17 protein-coding genes are annotated in these 17,551 nt (G+C 50.6%); 9 read left to right on the forward strand and 8 right to left on the reverse strand.

Translation table 11 applies throughout. The features are described 5' to 3' along the window. Positions 1 to 27: 27 nt before the first annotated feature. The 6 genes from C557_RS0114935 to C557_RS0114960 are packed head-to-tail and all read left to right on the forward strand — an operon-like array spanning position 28 to position 6,214. Entirely contained in the window at positions 28 to 1,605 is a 1,578-nt protein-coding gene (locus tag C557_RS0114935) for an ABC transporter substrate-binding protein (protein ID WP_018752692.1), read from the forward strand. Positions 1,606 to 1,622: 17 nt separating this feature from the next. Next, complete coding sequence (locus C557_RS0114940) at positions 1,623 to 2,567, forward strand: ABC transporter permease (RefSeq protein ID WP_018752693.1); 945 nt, start codon at positions 1,623 to 1,625, stop codon at positions 2,565 to 2,567. A gap of 9 nt (positions 2,568 to 2,576) precedes the next feature. Then, positions 2,577 to 3,395, forward strand: coding sequence for an ABC transporter permease (locus tag C557_RS0114945; RefSeq protein WP_018752694.1), 819 nt, complete (start codon positions 2,577 to 2,579; stop codon positions 3,393 to 3,395). Between the two features lie 12 nt (positions 3,396 to 3,407). After that, the gene (locus C557_RS0114950; protein ID WP_018752695.1) at positions 3,408 to 4,409 is read left to right on the forward strand and encodes an ABC transporter ATP-binding protein; all 1,002 of its coding nucleotides are present in this window, start codon (positions 3,408 to 3,410) and stop codon (positions 4,407 to 4,409) included. Then, positions 4,406 to 5,377, forward strand: coding sequence for an ABC transporter ATP-binding protein (locus tag C557_RS0114955; protein WP_018752696.1), 972 nt, complete (start codon positions 4,406 to 4,408; stop codon positions 5,375 to 5,377). The genes C557_RS0114950 and C557_RS0114955 overlap by 4 nt, the downstream gene beginning before the upstream one ends. 24 nt (positions 5,378 to 5,401) lie before the next feature. After that, on the forward strand, positions 5,402 to 6,214 hold the full coding sequence (locus tag C557_RS0114960) for a metallophosphoesterase (RefSeq protein WP_018752697.1): 813 nt from the start codon (positions 5,402 to 5,404) through the stop codon (positions 6,212 to 6,214). Between the two features lie 247 nt (positions 6,215 to 6,461). Here the strand turns inward: C557_RS0114960 and kduD are convergent, their stop codons facing one another. Genes kduD through kduI form a run of 3 tightly spaced genes read right to left on the reverse strand, consistent with a single transcriptional unit; the run spans position 6,462 to position 8,881 of the window. Continuing rightward, on the reverse strand, positions 6,462 to 7,214 hold the full coding sequence (gene kduD / locus C557_RS0114965; RefSeq protein WP_018752698.1) for a 2-dehydro-3-deoxy-D-gluconate 5-dehydrogenase KduD: 753 nt from the start codon (positions 7,212 to 7,214) through the stop codon (positions 6,462 to 6,464). Positions 7,215 to 7,266: 52 nt separating this feature from the next. Further along, positions 7,267 to 8,016, reverse strand: a complete 750-nt coding sequence (locus tag C557_RS0114970; RefSeq protein WP_018752699.1) for a DeoR/GlpR family DNA-binding transcription regulator — start codon at positions 8,014 to 8,016, stop codon at positions 7,267 to 7,269. Between the two features lie 31 nt (positions 8,017 to 8,047). Next, positions 8,048 to 8,881, reverse strand: coding sequence for a 5-dehydro-4-deoxy-D-glucuronate isomerase (gene kduI / locus C557_RS0114975; protein ID WP_018752700.1), 834 nt, complete (start codon positions 8,879 to 8,881; stop codon positions 8,048 to 8,050). Between the two features lie 200 nt (positions 8,882 to 9,081). Between kduI and C557_RS0114980 the strand changes: the two genes are divergently transcribed. Beyond that, positions 9,082 to 9,744, forward strand: coding sequence for a bifunctional 2-keto-4-hydroxyglutarate aldolase/2-keto-3-deoxy-6-phosphogluconate aldolase (locus tag C557_RS0114980; RefSeq protein WP_018752701.1), 663 nt, complete (start codon positions 9,082 to 9,084; stop codon positions 9,742 to 9,744). A gap of 47 nt (positions 9,745 to 9,791) precedes the next feature. Beyond that, positions 9,792 to 10,574, forward strand: a complete 783-nt coding sequence (locus C557_RS0114985) for an SDR family NAD(P)-dependent oxidoreductase (protein ID WP_018752702.1) — start codon at positions 9,792 to 9,794, stop codon at positions 10,572 to 10,574. 281 nt (positions 10,575 to 10,855) lie between these two features. On the opposite strand, the gene C557_RS0114990 is transcribed toward C557_RS0114985, so the two are convergent. From C557_RS0114990 to C557_RS0115010, 5 genes are read right to left on the reverse strand one after another with little or no spacing between them, the layout of a single operon-like run. After that, positions 10,856 to 11,944, reverse strand: coding sequence for a GerAB/ArcD/ProY family transporter (locus tag C557_RS0114990; protein WP_240472974.1), 1,089 nt, complete (start codon positions 11,942 to 11,944; stop codon positions 10,856 to 10,858). A 6-nt stretch (positions 11,945 to 11,950) separates the two neighbouring features. Continuing rightward, the gene (locus tag C557_RS0114995) at positions 11,951 to 12,181 is read right to left on the reverse strand and encodes a hypothetical protein (protein ID WP_018752704.1); all 231 of its coding nucleotides are present in this window, start codon (positions 12,179 to 12,181) and stop codon (positions 11,951 to 11,953) included. A 9-nt stretch (positions 12,182 to 12,190) separates the two neighbouring features. Continuing rightward, positions 12,191 to 13,432, reverse strand: coding sequence for a Ger(x)C family spore germination protein (locus C557_RS0115000; RefSeq protein ID WP_018752705.1), 1,242 nt, complete (start codon positions 13,430 to 13,432; stop codon positions 12,191 to 12,193). Next, positions 13,429 to 14,535: a GerAB/ArcD/ProY family transporter gene (locus tag C557_RS0115005; RefSeq protein WP_040677123.1), complete on the reverse strand. Its 1,107-nt coding sequence runs from the start codon at positions 14,533 to 14,535 to the stop codon at positions 13,429 to 13,431. The genes C557_RS0115000 and C557_RS0115005 overlap by 4 nt, the downstream gene beginning before the upstream one ends. A 7-nt stretch (positions 14,536 to 14,542) precedes the next feature. Beyond that, on the reverse strand, positions 14,543 to 16,141 hold the full coding sequence (locus tag C557_RS0115010) for a spore germination protein (RefSeq protein ID WP_018752707.1): 1,599 nt from the start codon (positions 16,139 to 16,141) through the stop codon (positions 14,543 to 14,545). A 224-nt stretch (positions 16,142 to 16,365) separates the two neighbouring features. Between C557_RS0115010 and C557_RS0115015 the strand changes: the two genes are divergently transcribed. Further along, entirely contained in the window at positions 16,366 to 17,292 is a 927-nt protein-coding gene (locus C557_RS0115015; protein ID WP_018752708.1) for an FUSC family protein, read from the forward strand. The last annotated feature ends 259 nt before the right edge of the window (positions 17,293 to 17,551 follow it).

The raw sequence follows: 17,551 nt of genomic DNA on the forward strand, positions 1-17,551 counted from the left end.
ATTGGATCAGGAGAGGAGCAGTTCATCATGAAATGGAAGCAAAAATGGGGCGTAGGCTTGTCGGCAGTCACGTTATTAGCAGTTCTCGTTACGGGGTGCGGAGGCAATGCTCAGCCCGCACCGGCAGGGAATCAGCCGGAGAACACCGGAGCTGCGGCAGGCACGGAGCCGACGATGATCAAGGAGGGTGGAACGGTCAGAGTATCCATCTCCACGGAGCCCGATAATCTGGACCCCTATCTGTCGGCGGCTACGGACACGAATTCCATGATGGATAATGTGTTCGACGGTTTGTTTGAAGCGGGGGAGAACGGGGAACTGGTGCCGGCGATTGCCGAGTCCTATGAAGTGTCGGAGGATGGCCTGACGTATACTTTCAAATTGAAGCAAGGGGTCGTGTTTCATGATGGTTCTGACTTGACCTCGGAGGATGTCTATTATTCCTACGCCAAGCTGGCGGGACTGGATGGACAGGAGCCGCTTTCGTCCAAGTTCTCCGGTGTGGACAAGATTGAGACGCCGGATGAGCATACAGTGATCGTTACGCTCAAAGGCCAGGATGCGGCCTTCCTGGCGGCAAACATCGCAGCCATCGTGCCGAAAGACTATGACAAGCAAAGCGAGAAGCCGGTCGGAGCAGGGCCGTTCAAATTCGTAGAGTATCAGCCTGGGCAACAGCTGGTGCTGGAGAAGAACGCCGACTTCTATGACAAGGAGCGGGCCCCCAAGCTGGACCGAGTAGAGTTTAAAATCATGCCGGATGCCAATTCTTCGGTGCTGGCGCTACAAGCCGGGGATCTGGATATGGTTCCGGGGGTAAGTGCGCAAGGCGCCTTGCAGTTGGGAGAAGGCTATACGATTGTGTCCGGTCCGCAAAACATGGTGCAGCTGATGGCGTTGAACAACTCGGTGAAGCCGCTGGATGATGTTAAAGTCCGCCAGGCCATCAATTTTGCCATCGATAAGGATGTCATTATTCAAACGGTAGCTGATGGCAACGGTACACCTCTAGGCTCGAACATGAGCCCTGCGATGAAGATGTACTATCAGGAAGGGCTGGAGAACCGTTACGCGCCGAATGTGGAGCAGGCCAAGGCATTGCTGAAGGAAGCCGGCTATGAGGATGGATTTGATCTGACGATCACGGTGCCTTCCAACTATCAGACCCATGTGGATACGGCTCAGGTTATCAGCGAACAGCTCAAGCAAGTGGGTATTCGTGCCACGCTCAAGCAGATTGAATGGAGCAGTTGGCTGGAGGATGTCTACAACAATGCCAAGTATGAAGCAACGATTATCGGCTTGACGGGCAAGCTGGACCCTCATGAGGTGCTGGGGCGTTATGAATCCAGCTATGCCAAAAATTTCTACAAATTCAGCAACAGCGAATTTGACGCTTTGATTGAGCAAGCTCGTACGGAGCTGGATGAGACAGCGCGGGCCGATCTCTACAAGCAGGCCCAGAAGCTATTGACAGAACAGGCCGTAGCTGTATTTATTATGGACCCAAGCCGCAATGTGGCCATGAAGAAGAGTCTGCAAGGCTTCAAAATGTATCCGGTGCAAAAGTATGATTTTGCGGCCATGTATTATACGGAAAAATAGAATAGGGGACATGCATCTTGAGATTCTATATCCGGAAGCTGATTACGCTGGCTGCTACCGTGCTGCTCGTATCAATCATCACTTTTCTCGTATTTCAGGTTCTCCCCGGCGATCCGGCCCAGATTATTCTGGGCGTGGATGCCGATCCGCATCAGTTGGCGTCACTGCGTCAAACGATGGGTCTTGATCGACCGGTAGCTGAGCGGTACATGACATGGATCAAGAATGCGGCCGTAGGCGACCTGGGCCAATCCCTGCGCTACCAACGACCGGTTGCGGACATTTTGGCGGAGCGGGTGCCGGTTACCGTTTCGCTGGCCTTATTATCTCTGACCCTAACTCTGGCGATAGGTATTCCCCTGGGAACCCTGGTCGCCAGAAGTGACGGGAAGTGGCCGGCTGTATGGTTGTCGGCTTTCACTCAGTTGGGGGTAGCCATGCCGTCTTTTTGGCTCGCTTTTATCCTGATTCTGGTCTTCTCGGTTACTTTTCGCTTGTTCCCTACGTACGGCTACGTTCCGTGGAGTGAGGACCCGGCAGGTGCATTGCGTTCGCTGTTCCTGCCGTCCCTGGCCTTAGCCATCCCCGGAATTGCCGTTGTAACGAGATATTTGCGTAATACTTTACTGGATCAAAGCCGTATGGACTATGTGCGGACAGCCAGAAGCAAGGGGCTGAGGGAGAAGGGCATTATGTACCATCACATTTTGCGCAACGCATTGATTCCGGTGGTGACCATCATTGGTCTAATTATTACCGATACCCTTGGAGGGAGCATTGTTGTGGAAAATGTATTTGCCTTGCCTGGACTCGGCAATTTGCTAATTACCTCCATTGGTACACGTGATTTGCCCCTGGTGCAAACCTTGGTATTATATATTGCTATTTTGGTAGTCGGGATTAACTTTGTCGTCGATTTGTTATACAAAGCGATTGATCCCCGTATTCGACTGAAAAGGTGAGAAACCATCATGAACGTTAAATATTGGCTTCGCAGCAAACCGCTGGTCATTGGCGGCATACTGGTCGTTTTGTTGCTGCTCTTTATGCTGACAGGGCTATTCTATACGCCATACGAGCCTAATGAAATGAATACGGCGATGAGGCTGGCCCCGCCGCAAGCCAGTCATTTGTGGGGGACAGACAATTTTGGCCGGGATATTTTCAGCCGGATTATGGAGGGAGCACAAACGGCGTTTCTTATCGGCGTATCCTCTGTTTCTATCGGCTTGAGTTGCGGGCTGATCATCGGGGCGATGGCGGGTTATTTTGGCGGATGGCTGGACGAAGTGATTATGCGGATTATCGACGCCATGCAGGCTTTTCCGGGCATTTTGCTAGCTATTATGCTAGTCTCGGTATTTGGCCCCGGGCTGAATAACACGATATTGGCATTGGGCTTGATGAGTATTCCGTCCTTCTCACGGATTGCGCGGAGCGGCTTCATCCAATACAAGGAATTTGATTTTGTGAAGGCCTCCATCGCAAAAGGCGCAGGGCCATGGCGAATTATCCTTCGTCATATTCTCCCGAACATGGTCTCGCCCTTGATCGTCGCAGCTTCGCTGGGCTTTTCCGGCTCGGTGCTGGCAGAGGCTGGGCTTAGCTATCTGGGCCTTGGCGTTCAGCCGCCGGACCCGAGCTGGGGACGGATGCTGAGTGAAGCACAGCCGTTCATTATCAATGCGCCATGGTATGTCATTTTGACCGGGGTGGTGCTGACGGCTATGGTTCTGGGCTTTAATTTGCTGGGCGACGGCATTCGAGATCTCTACAACAAGAAGGGCTAGGGGGGAAAAGCGATGGGAACGGCACTATTGGAGGTAAAGGAGCTTGAGGTGGCCTTCTCTGGTGGAAGCACCTCATATCCGGCACTGCAAAGTATTTCCTTTGCCTTGCGTGAAGGGGAGGTGCTGGGGATCGTCGGAGAATCCGGTTGTGGAAAAAGCTTAACTTCGCTGTCGGTGATGGGATTACTGCCCGGAGGGGCCAAGGTAACCAAAGGCGAGATCAGGCTGGCAGGGACAAGCCTGTATGGCTTGAGTGCAGAGGAATGGTGCGGCGTGCGGGGCAAGCAGGCGGCCATGATCTTCCAGGACCCTATGACAGCACTGAACCCGCTGGTCCCAGTAGGAAAGCAAATTGCAGAGACGGCATTGAATCACTTGAAAATCTCCCGTAAGGAAGCTCGTCAGCTTGCCGTGGATATGATGAAGCGAGTTGGCCTGCCGCGTGCGGAGCAGCTATTCCGCGAATATCCCCACCAATTGTCGGGCGGAATGCGCCAGCGGGTCATGATCGCAATGGCACTCATTTGCAGCCCCCGATTGCTGATTGCCGACGAACCTACAACGGCGCTGGATGTGACTATTCAGGCCCAGATTCTTAGCCTGCTGCGGGATATGAAGGAGGAGACCGGGGCGGCCATGCTGTTTATTTCCCATGACTTGGGCGTCATTCGCGAGATCAGCGACCGGGTGATGGTGATGTATGCCGGCTATGTGGTGGAAGAAGCTCCGGTGGAAGAATTATTGCATGATCCAAAGCACCCTTATACCGTAGGCTTGCTGAAATCCATCCCCGATATTGGACATAAGGACCAACCGCTCCATACCATTCCCGGGCGTGTGCCCGCACTCGCCGAGCGTGGGGGGGGCTGCCCGTTCGCTGGGCGATGTCCACATGCGGAGCCCATTTGCACTGCAGAGATTCCTTCGGTTACGGAGCCAACGGCCAAGCATTTTGTTCGCTGTCACTTATATGGAGAAGCAGCCACGAGCATGAAGACGGAGGTAGGGCTATGAGTACGGCATTGGTTGAGGTGGAAGGACTCGTCAAATACTATCCGGTTCCCCGGCAAGGCTTATGGGAAAGTCAGCGATATGTGAAGGCCGTGGATCAGGTGTCGTTCACGATCGCTGCAGGGGAGACCTTTGGTTTAGTCGGGGAAAGCGGCTGTGGCAAGTCCACAACGGGGCAAATGCTGGTCCGCCTGCTGGAGCGGACAGAAGGCAACATCCGTTATCAGGGCACCGATATCGGCGGGTTGGATCGGCAAGGCATGCGAGCATTGCGTCGGGAGCTGCAAATTGTATTTCAGGACCCTTATGCTTCATTAAATCCCAAGAAGCAGGTTGGCTGGATTTTGGAGGAGCCCCTTGTCATTCACAAAATCGGCAACAGGGAGGAGAGACAACGGATCGTTGTCTCCACCTTGGAGCAGGTAGGGTTGGATGAAAGCTATCTGAAGCGGTATCCCCATGAGCTGAGCGGTGGGCAAAGACAACGGGTGGGCATTGCGGCAGCTCTTGTATTAAATCCTAAATTTATCGTGATCGATGAGGCCGTATCCGCTCTTGACGTTTCCATTCAATCGCAGATTCTTAATCTGCTGAAGGAACTGCAGCAGCGGTATGGGCTGACGTATTTATTCATCTCCCACGACCTGAATGTCGTGCAGTATATGAGCGACCGCATCGGGGTCATGTATCTCGGGAAGATGGTGGAGATCATGGATGTGAAGCAAGGAAGCCATGAACCGCTGCATCCTTATACGCGAGCCTTGTTCTCCGCGATTCCTCGGGTGAAGCCGGCAACGGGGGAACGGATTTTGCTGCAAGGCGACCTGCCCAGTCCGATCGATCCTCCCAAGGGTTGCGCCTTTCATCCACGTTGCCCCTTCGCCATGGAGAGATGTCGGCAGGATCAGCCTCAGCTAGTTCCGTATACGGAGGGGAATCTGGTGAGTTGCCACTTATATGAAGGAATATGACCAAAAGAGAAGGAGAGGAACAGGATGAACATCGGAGTCATATCAGATCTTCACGTTGATTTGAATGAACAACAAGGGGATCTTTCGATAGAGCAAGCGCTATTGCAGGTGGTGAAGGAGCGGGACTTGAGTCAATTGATAATTGCGGGAGATATTTCCAACGATATGCATCTTAGCTTGAAGGTTCTTGAGCAATTGGGCGAGGCAAGCGGTATTCCGGTATTGTTCGTGCCCGGGAATCATGATTACTGGAGCAAGGAGAATGGCATTACGGATACATGGGAGATTTATAAAGCTTATCAAGCGTATTCCGGTTGTTTAAGCGAACGTTCCTATTCGTTGAATGAGCAATGGGCTGTTATCGGCAATACCGGATGGTATGATTATACGATGGGAGAGCCTAAATATGGTGTTGCTGATTTTGAGGAAATGAAGCTGGGCGAGCGCACGTGGCAGGACAGTATCTACGTAAAATGGGGAAGAAGCAACGCGGAGATGCATCGTTATTTCTACAACACCCTGGAGCAGGAATTAATCAAATACCAGGGGAAACAGATCATTTTGGTCACTCATATGCTGGGACATCCCTTCTTCAAGGTGCCGATGCCGAATCCGCGCTGGGAATATTTCAACGCCTTCCTGGGAAGCACGGAATACACGCAGTTGTATGAAAAGTACGATGTTCGCTATGCTGTGATGGGGCATGTGCATTATCGGAAGCGGCAGGTTCATCAGCAGACGGAGATGATCTGCGCTTGTCTGGGATACCGCAGAGAATGGAGACAGGCAGCTGCCGTCGATGAGATACGGAGCTGCCTGCAAGTCATATCTGTTTAAAAGGTTGTCAAAAAGTCATCTTTTAATCACGAAGCGGCTTCCGGAAGTGAACTCGACGTCGAATCTTGAATTCGGCCGGGCTAAGCATAGGCTTTCGTAGTATGTTTCTTGCAGAAACATTGGCGATGCTCACGTACCCAAAGTACGTTCCGCTTCTCAGTCCCTAGCTTCATCCAACCTTCTTGGTGCTGAAAACCTGACTTTTTGACCTTTCATTTAAATTATGATCATAAATATATTATAAGACCTACCGTGCCATCCAGCCGCCGTCCACGCAGAGGATATGACCGTTCAGGTAATCGGCGGCTGGGGAAGCCAGGAATACCGCAGGTCCTTTGAGATCCTCGGGAGTTCCCCAACGCTCTGCGGGGATGCGATCGGTAATGGAATTTTTCCGATTCTCATCCGCGCGAATTTGTGCGGTATTGTCAGTCGACATGTAGCCTGGCGCAATCGCGTTGATTTGAAGTCCAAGGCTGGCCCATTCGTTGGCGAAGGCTTTGGTCAACCCGGCGACGCCATGCTTGCTGGCGGTATAGCCCGGAACGTTGATGCCGCCTTGATACGATAGCATGGAACAGATATTGATGATCTTGCCACTGCCACGTTCAATCATATGATGTCCAGCGATCTGCGATAATAGAAATACGGTATTCAAGTTGAGGTTAATGACATCGAACCAGTCCTTCTCCGGATGGTCCTTCGCTGGAGCCCGGCGGATAATTCCCGCATTATTCACCAGAATGTCAATCTGTCCGGTCAATTGAAGGGCTTCATCAAAGATGGATTGAAGCTGGTCATGGTTGCTCAAATCGGCAATAATCTCAGTGGATTTACGCCCCAAGCCTTCCACTTTACTTACTGTATCCGCACTACTGCCCAGCGAAACATTTACAACATGGGCACCGGCTTCGGCAAGCCCAATGGCAATGCCTTGTCCGAGTCCGCTTGCAGCTCCCGTAACGAGAGCTGTTTTTCCCGACAGGTCAAACAGTTTCATTGGCGTACACTCTCCGTTTCAAATGATAAGTTCATGTCTTCCGCATGGATTCCTATTCGATGGCAACATTGGAGTTCGCGTATAATCGAGCTGTTTCGGCAGTTAGGCCTTGATCCGCAATAATGCGTGTCACTTCATCTAGCCGGGCGAAGGTGCGCAACGCTGTCTGGCCAAATTTCTGGTGGTTCATGACAGCGATCACCTCGCGGGAGGTCTCGATCAAGGCCCGCTTGAAGGCAATCAGGTCCCCGGTATAGATGGACAAGCCGTGTTCGGGATGAATGCCTGTGGCTGAGACAAACGCCTTCCGGATATTAAGTTGCCGGATATAGGCGGCGGACTCGGGACCAGCCAGCATATTGCGCACCCGGTATCCGCCCGGTACGACCAGCCTGATCTGGTCCTTGGCGGCCAACTCGCTGATAATGTAGACGTCATTGGTGACCACGGTAAGTGGACTGTTATCCAGGCGCCGGGCAATCTCCAGCGTAGTGCTGCCTCCATCCAGGGCTATGATATCTCCGGCTTGAATATGAAGAAGCGCTTTCCGGGCAATTTCTTTCTTCTCTTCGGCATGCTTGGCTAGCGGTTCCCTGGAGGGCAGAATGCCGTACTGGTCGCTCTGGGCAAGTATAGCGCCTCCATGCACCCGCATCAGCAAGCCCTGCTCCTCCAGCTTGGCCAGATCCTCGCGAATGGTCTTGCCAGTGACGCCTAGTTGATCGCTTAATTCCGCTACCGTAACTTCCTTGCGGGTTAGCAGAACCTCCATAATTTTCTCGTGCCGTCGAATTTGGCTCATATCTTTTTCACTCTTCCATCAGGTAATGCCTTTATTTTAAATCCTTCATTGCAACGCTGTCCATGTCCGCATAAGCCTTATTATCCCCGGCCATTCCCCAGATGAAAGTATAATTGCTGGTACCCACTCCGCTATGAATCGACCAACTCGGAGAAATCACGGCCTGTTCATTGCGCATGACGATATGGCGCGTCTCTCCCGGCTCACCCATCAGATGGAATACAACGGCATCTTCCGGCAGGTCAAAGTACATATAGGCCTCCATACGACGTGGATGAACATGGGCAGGCATCGTGTTCCACATGTTGCCGGTCTTGAGCTGGGTCATGCCCATAACCAGTTGTGCGCTCTGGATTCCCGTCTCATGAATGAAGCGATGAATCGTCCGCTCGTTGGAGTTCTGAATAGAGCCTAGAGCGCCGGATTCTGCATCATTCAGCGTGGTGATGGCGGTTGGAAAGGCTTGATGTGCTGGAGCGGAATTCAGGTAGAATCTGGCCGGATTCGCGGCATCCTTGCTCTTGAAGATCACTTCCTTCGAGCCTTGACCGACATACAGGCAATCCTTAGGGTTCAGTTCGTATTCCTTACTGTCAACCGCAACCAGTCCAGGGCCGCCTACATTGATGGCGCCAAGTTCGCGCCGTTCAAGAAAAAAGGATACTCCCAGCTCCTTCAAGTCTGTCTCCAGCTTGACTTCCTGGTCAACCGGTGCGGCTCCACCGATAATAAAGCGATCCTCATGAGTCAGCACCAGTTCCAGACGGTTTGGAGTGAACAGCTTGGGAACAAGGAACTCTTCACGCAAACGCTCAGTTTCAAATGCCTTGACTTCATTCGGATGGGAAGCATAACGCCGTTCCATACGAAAAACCTCCTCTTTATGTTCGTTTTTGTTTATTTTGTTTATATGGGTTCATATTAATCTCTTTTAGTGTATTTGGCAAGTGCTTTGCACACTGACATGGAAATAAAAAATACTTATAATAGAAGACAGAAATGACGTGCTATTCATTCATCAGGAATAGGGTTACATATATTTCATTAGGAAAAGAGGAATGCCAGATGAAGAAGCTGCAGCTTGTTCAGAAAATGATGGAGGAAGGCGTTGTTGCGGTATTGCGCGGTAACTCTCCCGAAGAAATTGTGTTGATGGCGGAGCAAGCGATTGCCGGCGGAATCAAGGTTATTGAGTTAACGATGACGACGCCGTTTGCCTTGCAAGCCATTGAGAAATTGTCGCGAAAGTATGCCTGGGATGCTAAAGAAGAGTCGGCTTATGCTATCATCGGCGTAGGGACTGTGCTCGATCCTGAAACGGCCAGGGCTGCGATACTGAGCGGAGCTACCTTTGTGGTAGGTCCATCGTTGAATCCGGAGACGGTTGCTTTGTGCAACCGATATCGCGTACCAGTGATGCCTGGATGCATGACCATCAAGGAGATTCAAGAGGCGCTTGAACTTGGTGCGGACATCGTAAAGCTGTTCCCGGGCAACCTGTATCATCCATCCATGATCAAAGCGATCAAGGGACCCTTGCCGCAAGCCAATATTATGCCTACCGGCGGGGTGTCGCTTGATAACCTTGGTGAATGGATTGCGGCGGGCGCCGTTGCTGTGGGGATCGGGTCCGATCTGACCAACGAAGCGGTTAAACAGCAAAACTTCTCGCTTATTGCCCGCAAGGCTGCGGATTACAAAGCTGCTTACCTGAAGGCAAGGGGATAAAGCGGGTTCAAGTGTAGATAAATTACCTCTCTAAGGAGGAGTGGAGAATGGATTTAGGCTTGAGTGGCAAGCGAGCCATCATTACCGGGGGAAGCCAGGGGATTGGCCGGGCTACGGCATTGCTGCTGGCCCAGGAAGGGGCCCGGGTTGCTATTGTGGCCCGGAATGAAGGGCCATTGCAAGAGGCGGCTGATCTTATCCAGCAGAAGACGGGCATAGCGCCGTTGATCATCACGGCCGATGTTTCACAGGAAGCGGAGGCAGTGCGTGCTGTCGAACAGGCAGCCGGAGAATTCGGTGGTATTGATATTTTGGTGAACAATGCAGGCACTTCCGCTGCCCAGCCCTTTGATCAGCTTGATACGGCAGACTGGACTGCTGATCTGGAGCTTAAGCTGTTCGGCGGAATTCATTTTGCCCGGGCGGCAATTCCGCATATGCGGAAGGCTGGCGGGGGATCCATCCTGAACGTGACCGCCATCGGTGGGAAAACGCCAGGTGCTTCCTCGCTGCCTACCTCTGTCAGCCGCTCGGCCGGTCTGGCTTTGACCAAAGCGATGAGCAAGGATTTGGCCCGCGATCACATTCGCGTGAATGCTGTCTGCATTGGCTTAATTCGCAGTGCTCAAATCGAGCGGAGATGGCAGAAGGTTGCTCCGCAGCTCACTTGGGAGCAGTTCGCAGCCGATCCGCGCCATGGTATTCCGCTGGGTCGTATTGGCGACGCAGAGGAAGCCGCGCGGGTCATCACTTTTCTAGTATCGGCTGCCGCCTCCTATGTTACAGGAACCGCGGTTAATATTGACGGGGGAACGTCCACCGTCTTGTAGCTTTTGACACTATCATTAGACAGAATAGTCCCGCTCGGGAGAGGGCGGGACTATGTGTGTTGCTAGGCTCATTCATGCATACGAAGCTCGTATCGGGTGATAATAGGAAGAAAAGAAAGGCAGGAATGATATCCCGAAGGGGCGAGAGCGCTCAGAAGAGAAAGAGGATGGGATTGCTGCCGATATCAGTTGTTTCACCGAAAATTTGCAGCGGATTTCAGGGCAGAGTCCGGATATTATTTACCGGGAAATGAAAATGATGCTGTGGGGAATCCGGTCTGTCATCGTATACGCCTGCGGATCAGCAGAATGGGTAGAATCAGCAAAGGAATGGCGATCTGGAACACCGTGACCACCTTCAGGCTGGGGCCCAGGCCAATGGCGAAGTGCTGCACATAACCCCTTTCTATAAAAGAGGCGGCATAAATGAGCAAGGCGAATGGAATTACCCAAAGCTTGTCCGAGCGCTGAGTAAGCTGAGCCATGCCACGAACAGCGCAAAAGAAAAACAAGGTCATTTTCATGAGCAGTCCGTAGAATAGCAAACTGGTCACAATCAAATCCAGCCGCTCGATGAACAGAAAATGCGATAGTGTGCGGGCCGACTTCAGGAAGGGAAATTGGCTTGTTGTGGCTATGGCTGGCCCAAGAATGGCCATATTCAGCACGTTCATGAAGATCAAAAACAGGCTGACGACAAAATAGCCAAGCAGCGTGCTTTTGACAGGGACTCCGCGTTGATTCCACAAAGGCCATATCATCAGGAAGACGAGCATTTGCCCGAAAGGGAAGGAAACGATGTCCGGCAGCGCAACCTGAACGACAGGAAGAAAGCCTTGCTCCAGTACAGGCTGTAAATTGGTGAAATCAACGTTGCCAAATGTCAGCAACAAAGCGATCAGTACAGCATAGGACAGCATTACAAATGGGAGCAGCAGCTCAGGCAGATTGAACACGACCTCTGCGCCCTTGGAAATGGCATATCCACCGATGCTGACAAAAATAAGCATGGTGAGGTACATAGGAGTATGCGGCAACACCGCCAGCTTGGTGAGTTCTCCCAGATCACGCACATTACGCATGGATTCGTAGGCAAAGTAGAGGCAGTAGAGTGCGCCAACCGCAGTGCCTGCAATACGCCCGAACCCATGCTGCAATATGTTCATCCAGCTTGAACGAGGGGAACGCTGCTGAATCCAGAGGAACACCAGTAGAAGCAGGAAGCCGGCCAGCGCTCCGATCGACATGGCGATCCAGGAATCCTGCTTGGCCTTACCGCCCAACAGGAATAGGGGAGTGCTGCCGATTTCAAAGAAAATGACCATAAAAAAGATTTGAACAGAGCTAATCCTCTCCTGATGTTCTTTCACCAAAGTTTATCCTCCTAACCAACGGAAAATTGCTTGTCCAAGGGGTTGGAACACAATCAAGTAAGGTGTGGACAAGCTGATATGCGGGACTCCGATGCTGTTACACACGTGCAGGTAAGTGCTCCAGGCAATCAAGACGGTATATAGCAACCACTTTAACAGCCGCCGCTTACCTTTGATTTTTTGAAATCCCCATAGCAGCAGGGCAGCGTCAATGACGATAATCCAAATCAACATGGCGAATCCTCAATTCTGTTCCACCGATTTGTAAGATTTGCTGCTTAAGCCGAAACGGTTGATATCTATGGTAACCGAGGGGCGGATTTCTATTTCCTTAAACACCTGATCCCAACTGTCGTCCGCCTGAATTTGCTTCCAGCGCTTCGGATACTTGGAATGAATCAGCGAAGCAAATTCTGTGGCATCGGCATTAAGCTTCTGCACGGCACGCCATGCAGATTGAATGTATTCGAGCACTTCTCCTTCAATGTTATTTTCCAACTGAGTTAATTCGTTGTCTTTGCTCAAATTAACCTTCCCTCCCGTTTCCAACAACATTCCTTCTCCCTTAATGTGAACATGCATGACAAAATGATCATTTTCCCAAACGGGCTTGACCACGGTTTTGGATTCCAGCAATGAAAAGGTGGAGTCCTTCTTCTCCTTCTTGGGGTCAGAGGAGAACGGAATGCTGGCAGCATTAATTCGGTTGCGCAGGAAGGTCAGGCCAAATGCCTCTTCCGTATTCAGCCAGCCGACAAAGCGGTCTTTCTTCAGCACACCTAGCCGACCCAAGGAGATACGACTAGGTAAATCCGTAACCTGGGTTTCCTCGACTTTGTCCATGACTTCGGGCTTCGTCAGCTTGATCTCCGGGACTGTAGCACAATGGGAATCGGAGGACAGGGCCACGGTCAATTCGAACATGCGCGTTCCGGGATAATAGGAGGACAGTCTGCTCTCTTGCTGAATCATCAGCTGAATGCCCATCCCCGGATTTTTCGTAACTTGCATCAGCTGCTCCAGCACATCACTGGCCTGCCGTTCACTCAAGAAGACAAACAAGGTTTCATTTCCATTTGGCTTGCGCAAGAACAGATCCAGCAGAGCAGGCAAACCTTGATCCACCGTTTTGAGATTAATGATAGAAATACGTGAATGGGAGAAGAAGAGCTGCCTTGTGCTTCTAAGATTGCTGCGTGCCACCGCTTCCGTGAGCGTTGATCCCCGTTCGGTAAAGGTAAGAAAAGGCGGGGAGATCGCCGAGCCTCCATTGGTCCCGCCCATGCTGCTTGTGGAGCTGGGATTAATAATCTGATAGGTGATACGCCATTCCTCGTCCTCCCAATCATATGCCGTTCCCGAGACAATGCCTAAATCATCAAGCTCACGATCATCCCAGCAGCCGCTTAATGTCGTTGCTGTCAGACATAGGCTTAAACCCAGGTACAGGACTTTTCGGCCGCGTGCCCAAGTTTGCTTTATCATGATGGGGTTTCCTTTCTTTTAGTTTTCATTTTGCTGGCTATTAAACTATACAGATAAATAAGGGTGGGCAGGAGCAGGTTGACCAGCATCATGATGGGAAAACGTCCCTGCGCATTTAAGGCAGTCAGCTTGGAGGGATCCTTCCAGGTGTATAGACATTCTGCACAGATCACCATTAGAATTCCAACGAGATAGGGTTCAATTTCTTTAACGCGAAATGTTTGCTTGAAGCATTCCAGAGTGACAAACAGGAAGATGCCCAGTTTAAAATAGATCGAGAGCATCCAGTAGGCAATGAAAAAAATATCAAGATTTTCGAGAAAGTTGCCGATATGGACGACGCTAATTGAGATAAAGCCTGGGTAGGAAGAGGCTTTTACATAGTTAGACCCAAAAATCATCAGCATCTCACTCAGGTTAATCGTCAATAGTATGGTAATAATGAGCAGAGCTCTGCGGCCGATGCGCCCCGCGTGTTTGGGATCTTTCAAATAAGGGGCAAGAAACAGCAGGATGGCAACCTCGGAAAACCAGGTAACCGGAGTTATGCTGCCCAGGAGAAATTCCCGATAGGAATGTTCAAAGACGGGAAGCAGTCGATGAATATCCAGGTAATTCTTCAACCCGAACCAGTAGACCGGCAGAACAATGAAGTACAGCAAAAAGACCAAGCTATTGACCTGACTGAGCGTAGTAATCCCTTGACGAACCATGTAGGCAGTAATCAAAAGGGAGATAACAATCAGCAAGAGTACCGGTGTATGAAACAATACGGTATCTTTGAGAAAATTAATGAATTCCCGCAGGACGGATGATGAAGCATCCAGGTAATACTGCAGTAAGATCAGGCCCAACAGGGTAGAAACAACCGGAGAGCTGACTGTGCTGACCCATTCAAGGAATGGAGTGCCATTATTGTGCTTGATGATAACGCCAATCATTGCCGTCATCCCAATTCCCACGGCATAAGCAAACAAGATAGACCAAGGGGAATCCTGGTCAAGGTAGGTCACTACGATCGGGGGCAGAATGATAAAGGCAGTGGGTAAAATGGAGTTAACGACCAGAAGCACTGCATTCCACGAGCTAATTTTGGAGTCCATATTCAAATCACCTTTCCGGTTGCTTATGATGGCTTGAGCTGGCATGTTTGCTGCTTGGTGAAGCTTGTCTCCGCGCCTCTTGAGCAGCAAAAATTTGCGGCCTGATCTTCATCATGGAGTGCGGAGCACGAATGAAGATATCCTTCCAGTAGCGGAAGGTCAGTGGTGCAACTGGCGACAGATACGGCACGCCAAAGGAACGCAGCCCGGCCATATGGATGAGCAAAACGATCAGGAAGGACATCATGCCAAACAACCCCAGGACGCCCGCAATCAGCATCATTAGAAAGCGAATCAGCCGGATAGAGTTGGCGATAACCTGCGCCGGAATGACCAGGTTGCAAATTGCTGTGAACGATACAACAATGACCATGGCAGCGGAGACCAGCCCGGCCTGCACGGCGGCTTGTCCAAGCACCAGCGCACCGACGATGGATATAGCGGGGCCGATGGCCCGCGGCATCCGAACGCCTGCCTCACGCAGCACGTCGAAGGTTAATTCCATCATCAGCGCTTCAATTAGCGCAGGAAAGGGGACGCCTTCGCGTTGGGCGGCCAGGCTGACCAGAAGTGTGGTCGGGATCATTTCCTGATGGAATGTAGTTATGGCGATATATAGTGCCGGCAGCATCATCGATACGAAAAAGGATGTGAATCGGATCATTCTAAGGAATGAAGAGATATCAAAGCGTTGATAGTAGTCCTCGCTTGACTGGAAGAAGCTAAAAAAGGTTGAGGGGGCCAGCAAGGCAAAGGGTGTCCCGTCAATCAAAATGCCAACTTGTCCTTCAAGCACCCCTCCGGCCAATGCGTCTGGGCGTTCGGTATTTTGAATGGTAGGGAACGGAGTCAGGCTCCCGTCCTGAATCAGTTCTTCAATATAATTGCTCTCCAGTATGGCATCGGTATTAATAGCATTTAGCCGGCGGCGGATCTCGCCCAGCACCTCGTCGCTGGCAATCCCCTTGAGATAAACCAGGGCGATATCGGTATGCGTACGCTGTCCGATCTTGTACTCTTCAATCCGTAGATCAGATGATTTGATCCGGCGGCGCATGAGGGAAGTGCCCGTACGGAGATCCTCATTGAAGGATTCCTTGGGTCCGCGAGTGACGCCTTGTGAGCTGGGTTCGCTGATGCTGCGCTTCTCCCAGCCTGCGGTATCCGCTGAAAGGGCTAGGTTGGTCCCGTCGATCAGAATAATGGTATGTCCTTCAAACAGCATCGAATGAAGCACCTCGAAGGTTTTACACTCGGATAATTCGCCGATAGCGAGCACTTCGTCTTTCATCTTGGCAAGCATCAGTTCCGGAGACAAATCAGGCTCCTGTAAAGCGGGGTGCTTGGTCAATGTCAGCAAAATGTCCTGATTCAGCGTCTCCTGGTTGACCAGTCCGCTGATATATACCAAGGCAATCTCGGGCTTGATTCCAGGCTCATTGACGCGGCGGAATATGACATCCGAGCTTTGCCCGATCGTGTCCCTTAAATGTTGTAAATTGAAGGCCAACGAATGCGTTAGGATCCGTGAGGAGGGAACAGAAGTAGTTTCCTCTTCGTGCTTGGGCTTCTTTTTTGTATTACTGAATGAGAAGAGCGGCTTCATGGATATCCTCCTTCCTCTATGATGTTGTAGTATGCCCAGGCATGAGTCCCTTATCCTTCCTGAAAGAGAAGAAGAAAGCAACAGAGGAAGTGTATAATAATGACATTTCCATGAAAATTTCGTAATATGAGTAGGGTCTAGTCTTTTCGTGTTATTTGGGGTTTGAGCAATTGGAGTACATCCTATATAATACGGTTCTGAGCCAAGGTGAGGAGCTGAGTTTAGTGAGATGGACAATTGGTTTGCGTAACTTAAAGACAGGGCTGGCCATTTGTATTTGTGTCGTTGTCGCGGCTTTACTGCGTCTGGAATATCCCTTTTACGCAGCTATTGCCACCATTATCTCGATGGAAAATTCGGTGACCAATTCGTTTACCGCGGGCAAGCATCGGACGATGGGGACATTTGTTGGCGCGATCGTTGGCGCTTCCTTTGCACTGGTTGCCCCGGGAAATGCGGTATACTGCGCCATTGGCGTTATTATAGTGATATACATTTGTAACGTACTGAAGTGGAACAAGTCGATATCGATTGGATGTATTGTTTTTCTGGCCATTATGCTGAATCTGGATGTAGGCGAAGGTCCAATATTTTATGGCCTGAACCGTATTACGGATACCTTGATCGGCATCGCTGTAGCTGTTGTGGTTAACCTGGTGATTTTCCCTCCCAAGCATGAGGTCTACCTGCAAAAGGCCAGAAAGGCCGCAGCCAAGAAAGTGGCCGAGGTATTTGATCAAGTGGTAGAGCGTGGGGAGAAAGCAAATTTGAAAGGGCTGCGCGATGAGCTGAATGCGCTGGAGAAGTATTATCGTCTCTGTAAGGAAGAGTTCCATCTGACAAAGGACCAAAATGCCACGATGGATCAAATCGGTGAGGAAATTGAGTCCTATCGTCATATTTATGAGCATTTGATCATCGTCTGGCGATTGGTTAATGAGTCTCATCCAGCGCTTCATTTCAAGGATGGTGCAGATCGGAATGAGGTTGGCAACTTAGATGAAGATATAAGCCAACGGATTGATATCGTATATAACTATCATGTGAATTGGATCTTTAATGAGTTGCAGCAATTGGGTCTTCCTGTCCCGCTCAAGGAGAAAATTCATTGGGCGCCTGATCTGCAGCAGCTTCCGGGTAGAGTAGTATAAAGATGCTTGAAAATTAGAGTATTCAATATCCCCTTGGTTATCAAAGCCGAGGGGATTTTTTTCGTGTAAGAAAAGAGGGCGTCTCAAAAGTAAACGTTGGAATGCCCATCGGTTGTTCTTGATATCGTTGTTAAGATGCGGTGGGGGTTATGTTCGGAGTTGCAATTTTCCTAATTAAGAATTTTTATGAAGCGCCGATAAAATAAGAGAGTCTATTAATACTTAATATGGAAAAAGAGGAAATATTAAATCACTTTAC

The sequence above is a fragment of the Paenibacillus sanguinis 2301083 = DSM 16941 genome, from assembly GCF_000374825.1.
Taxonomy (GTDB): domain Bacteria; phylum Bacillota; class Bacilli; order Paenibacillales; family Paenibacillaceae; genus Fontibacillus; species Fontibacillus sanguinis.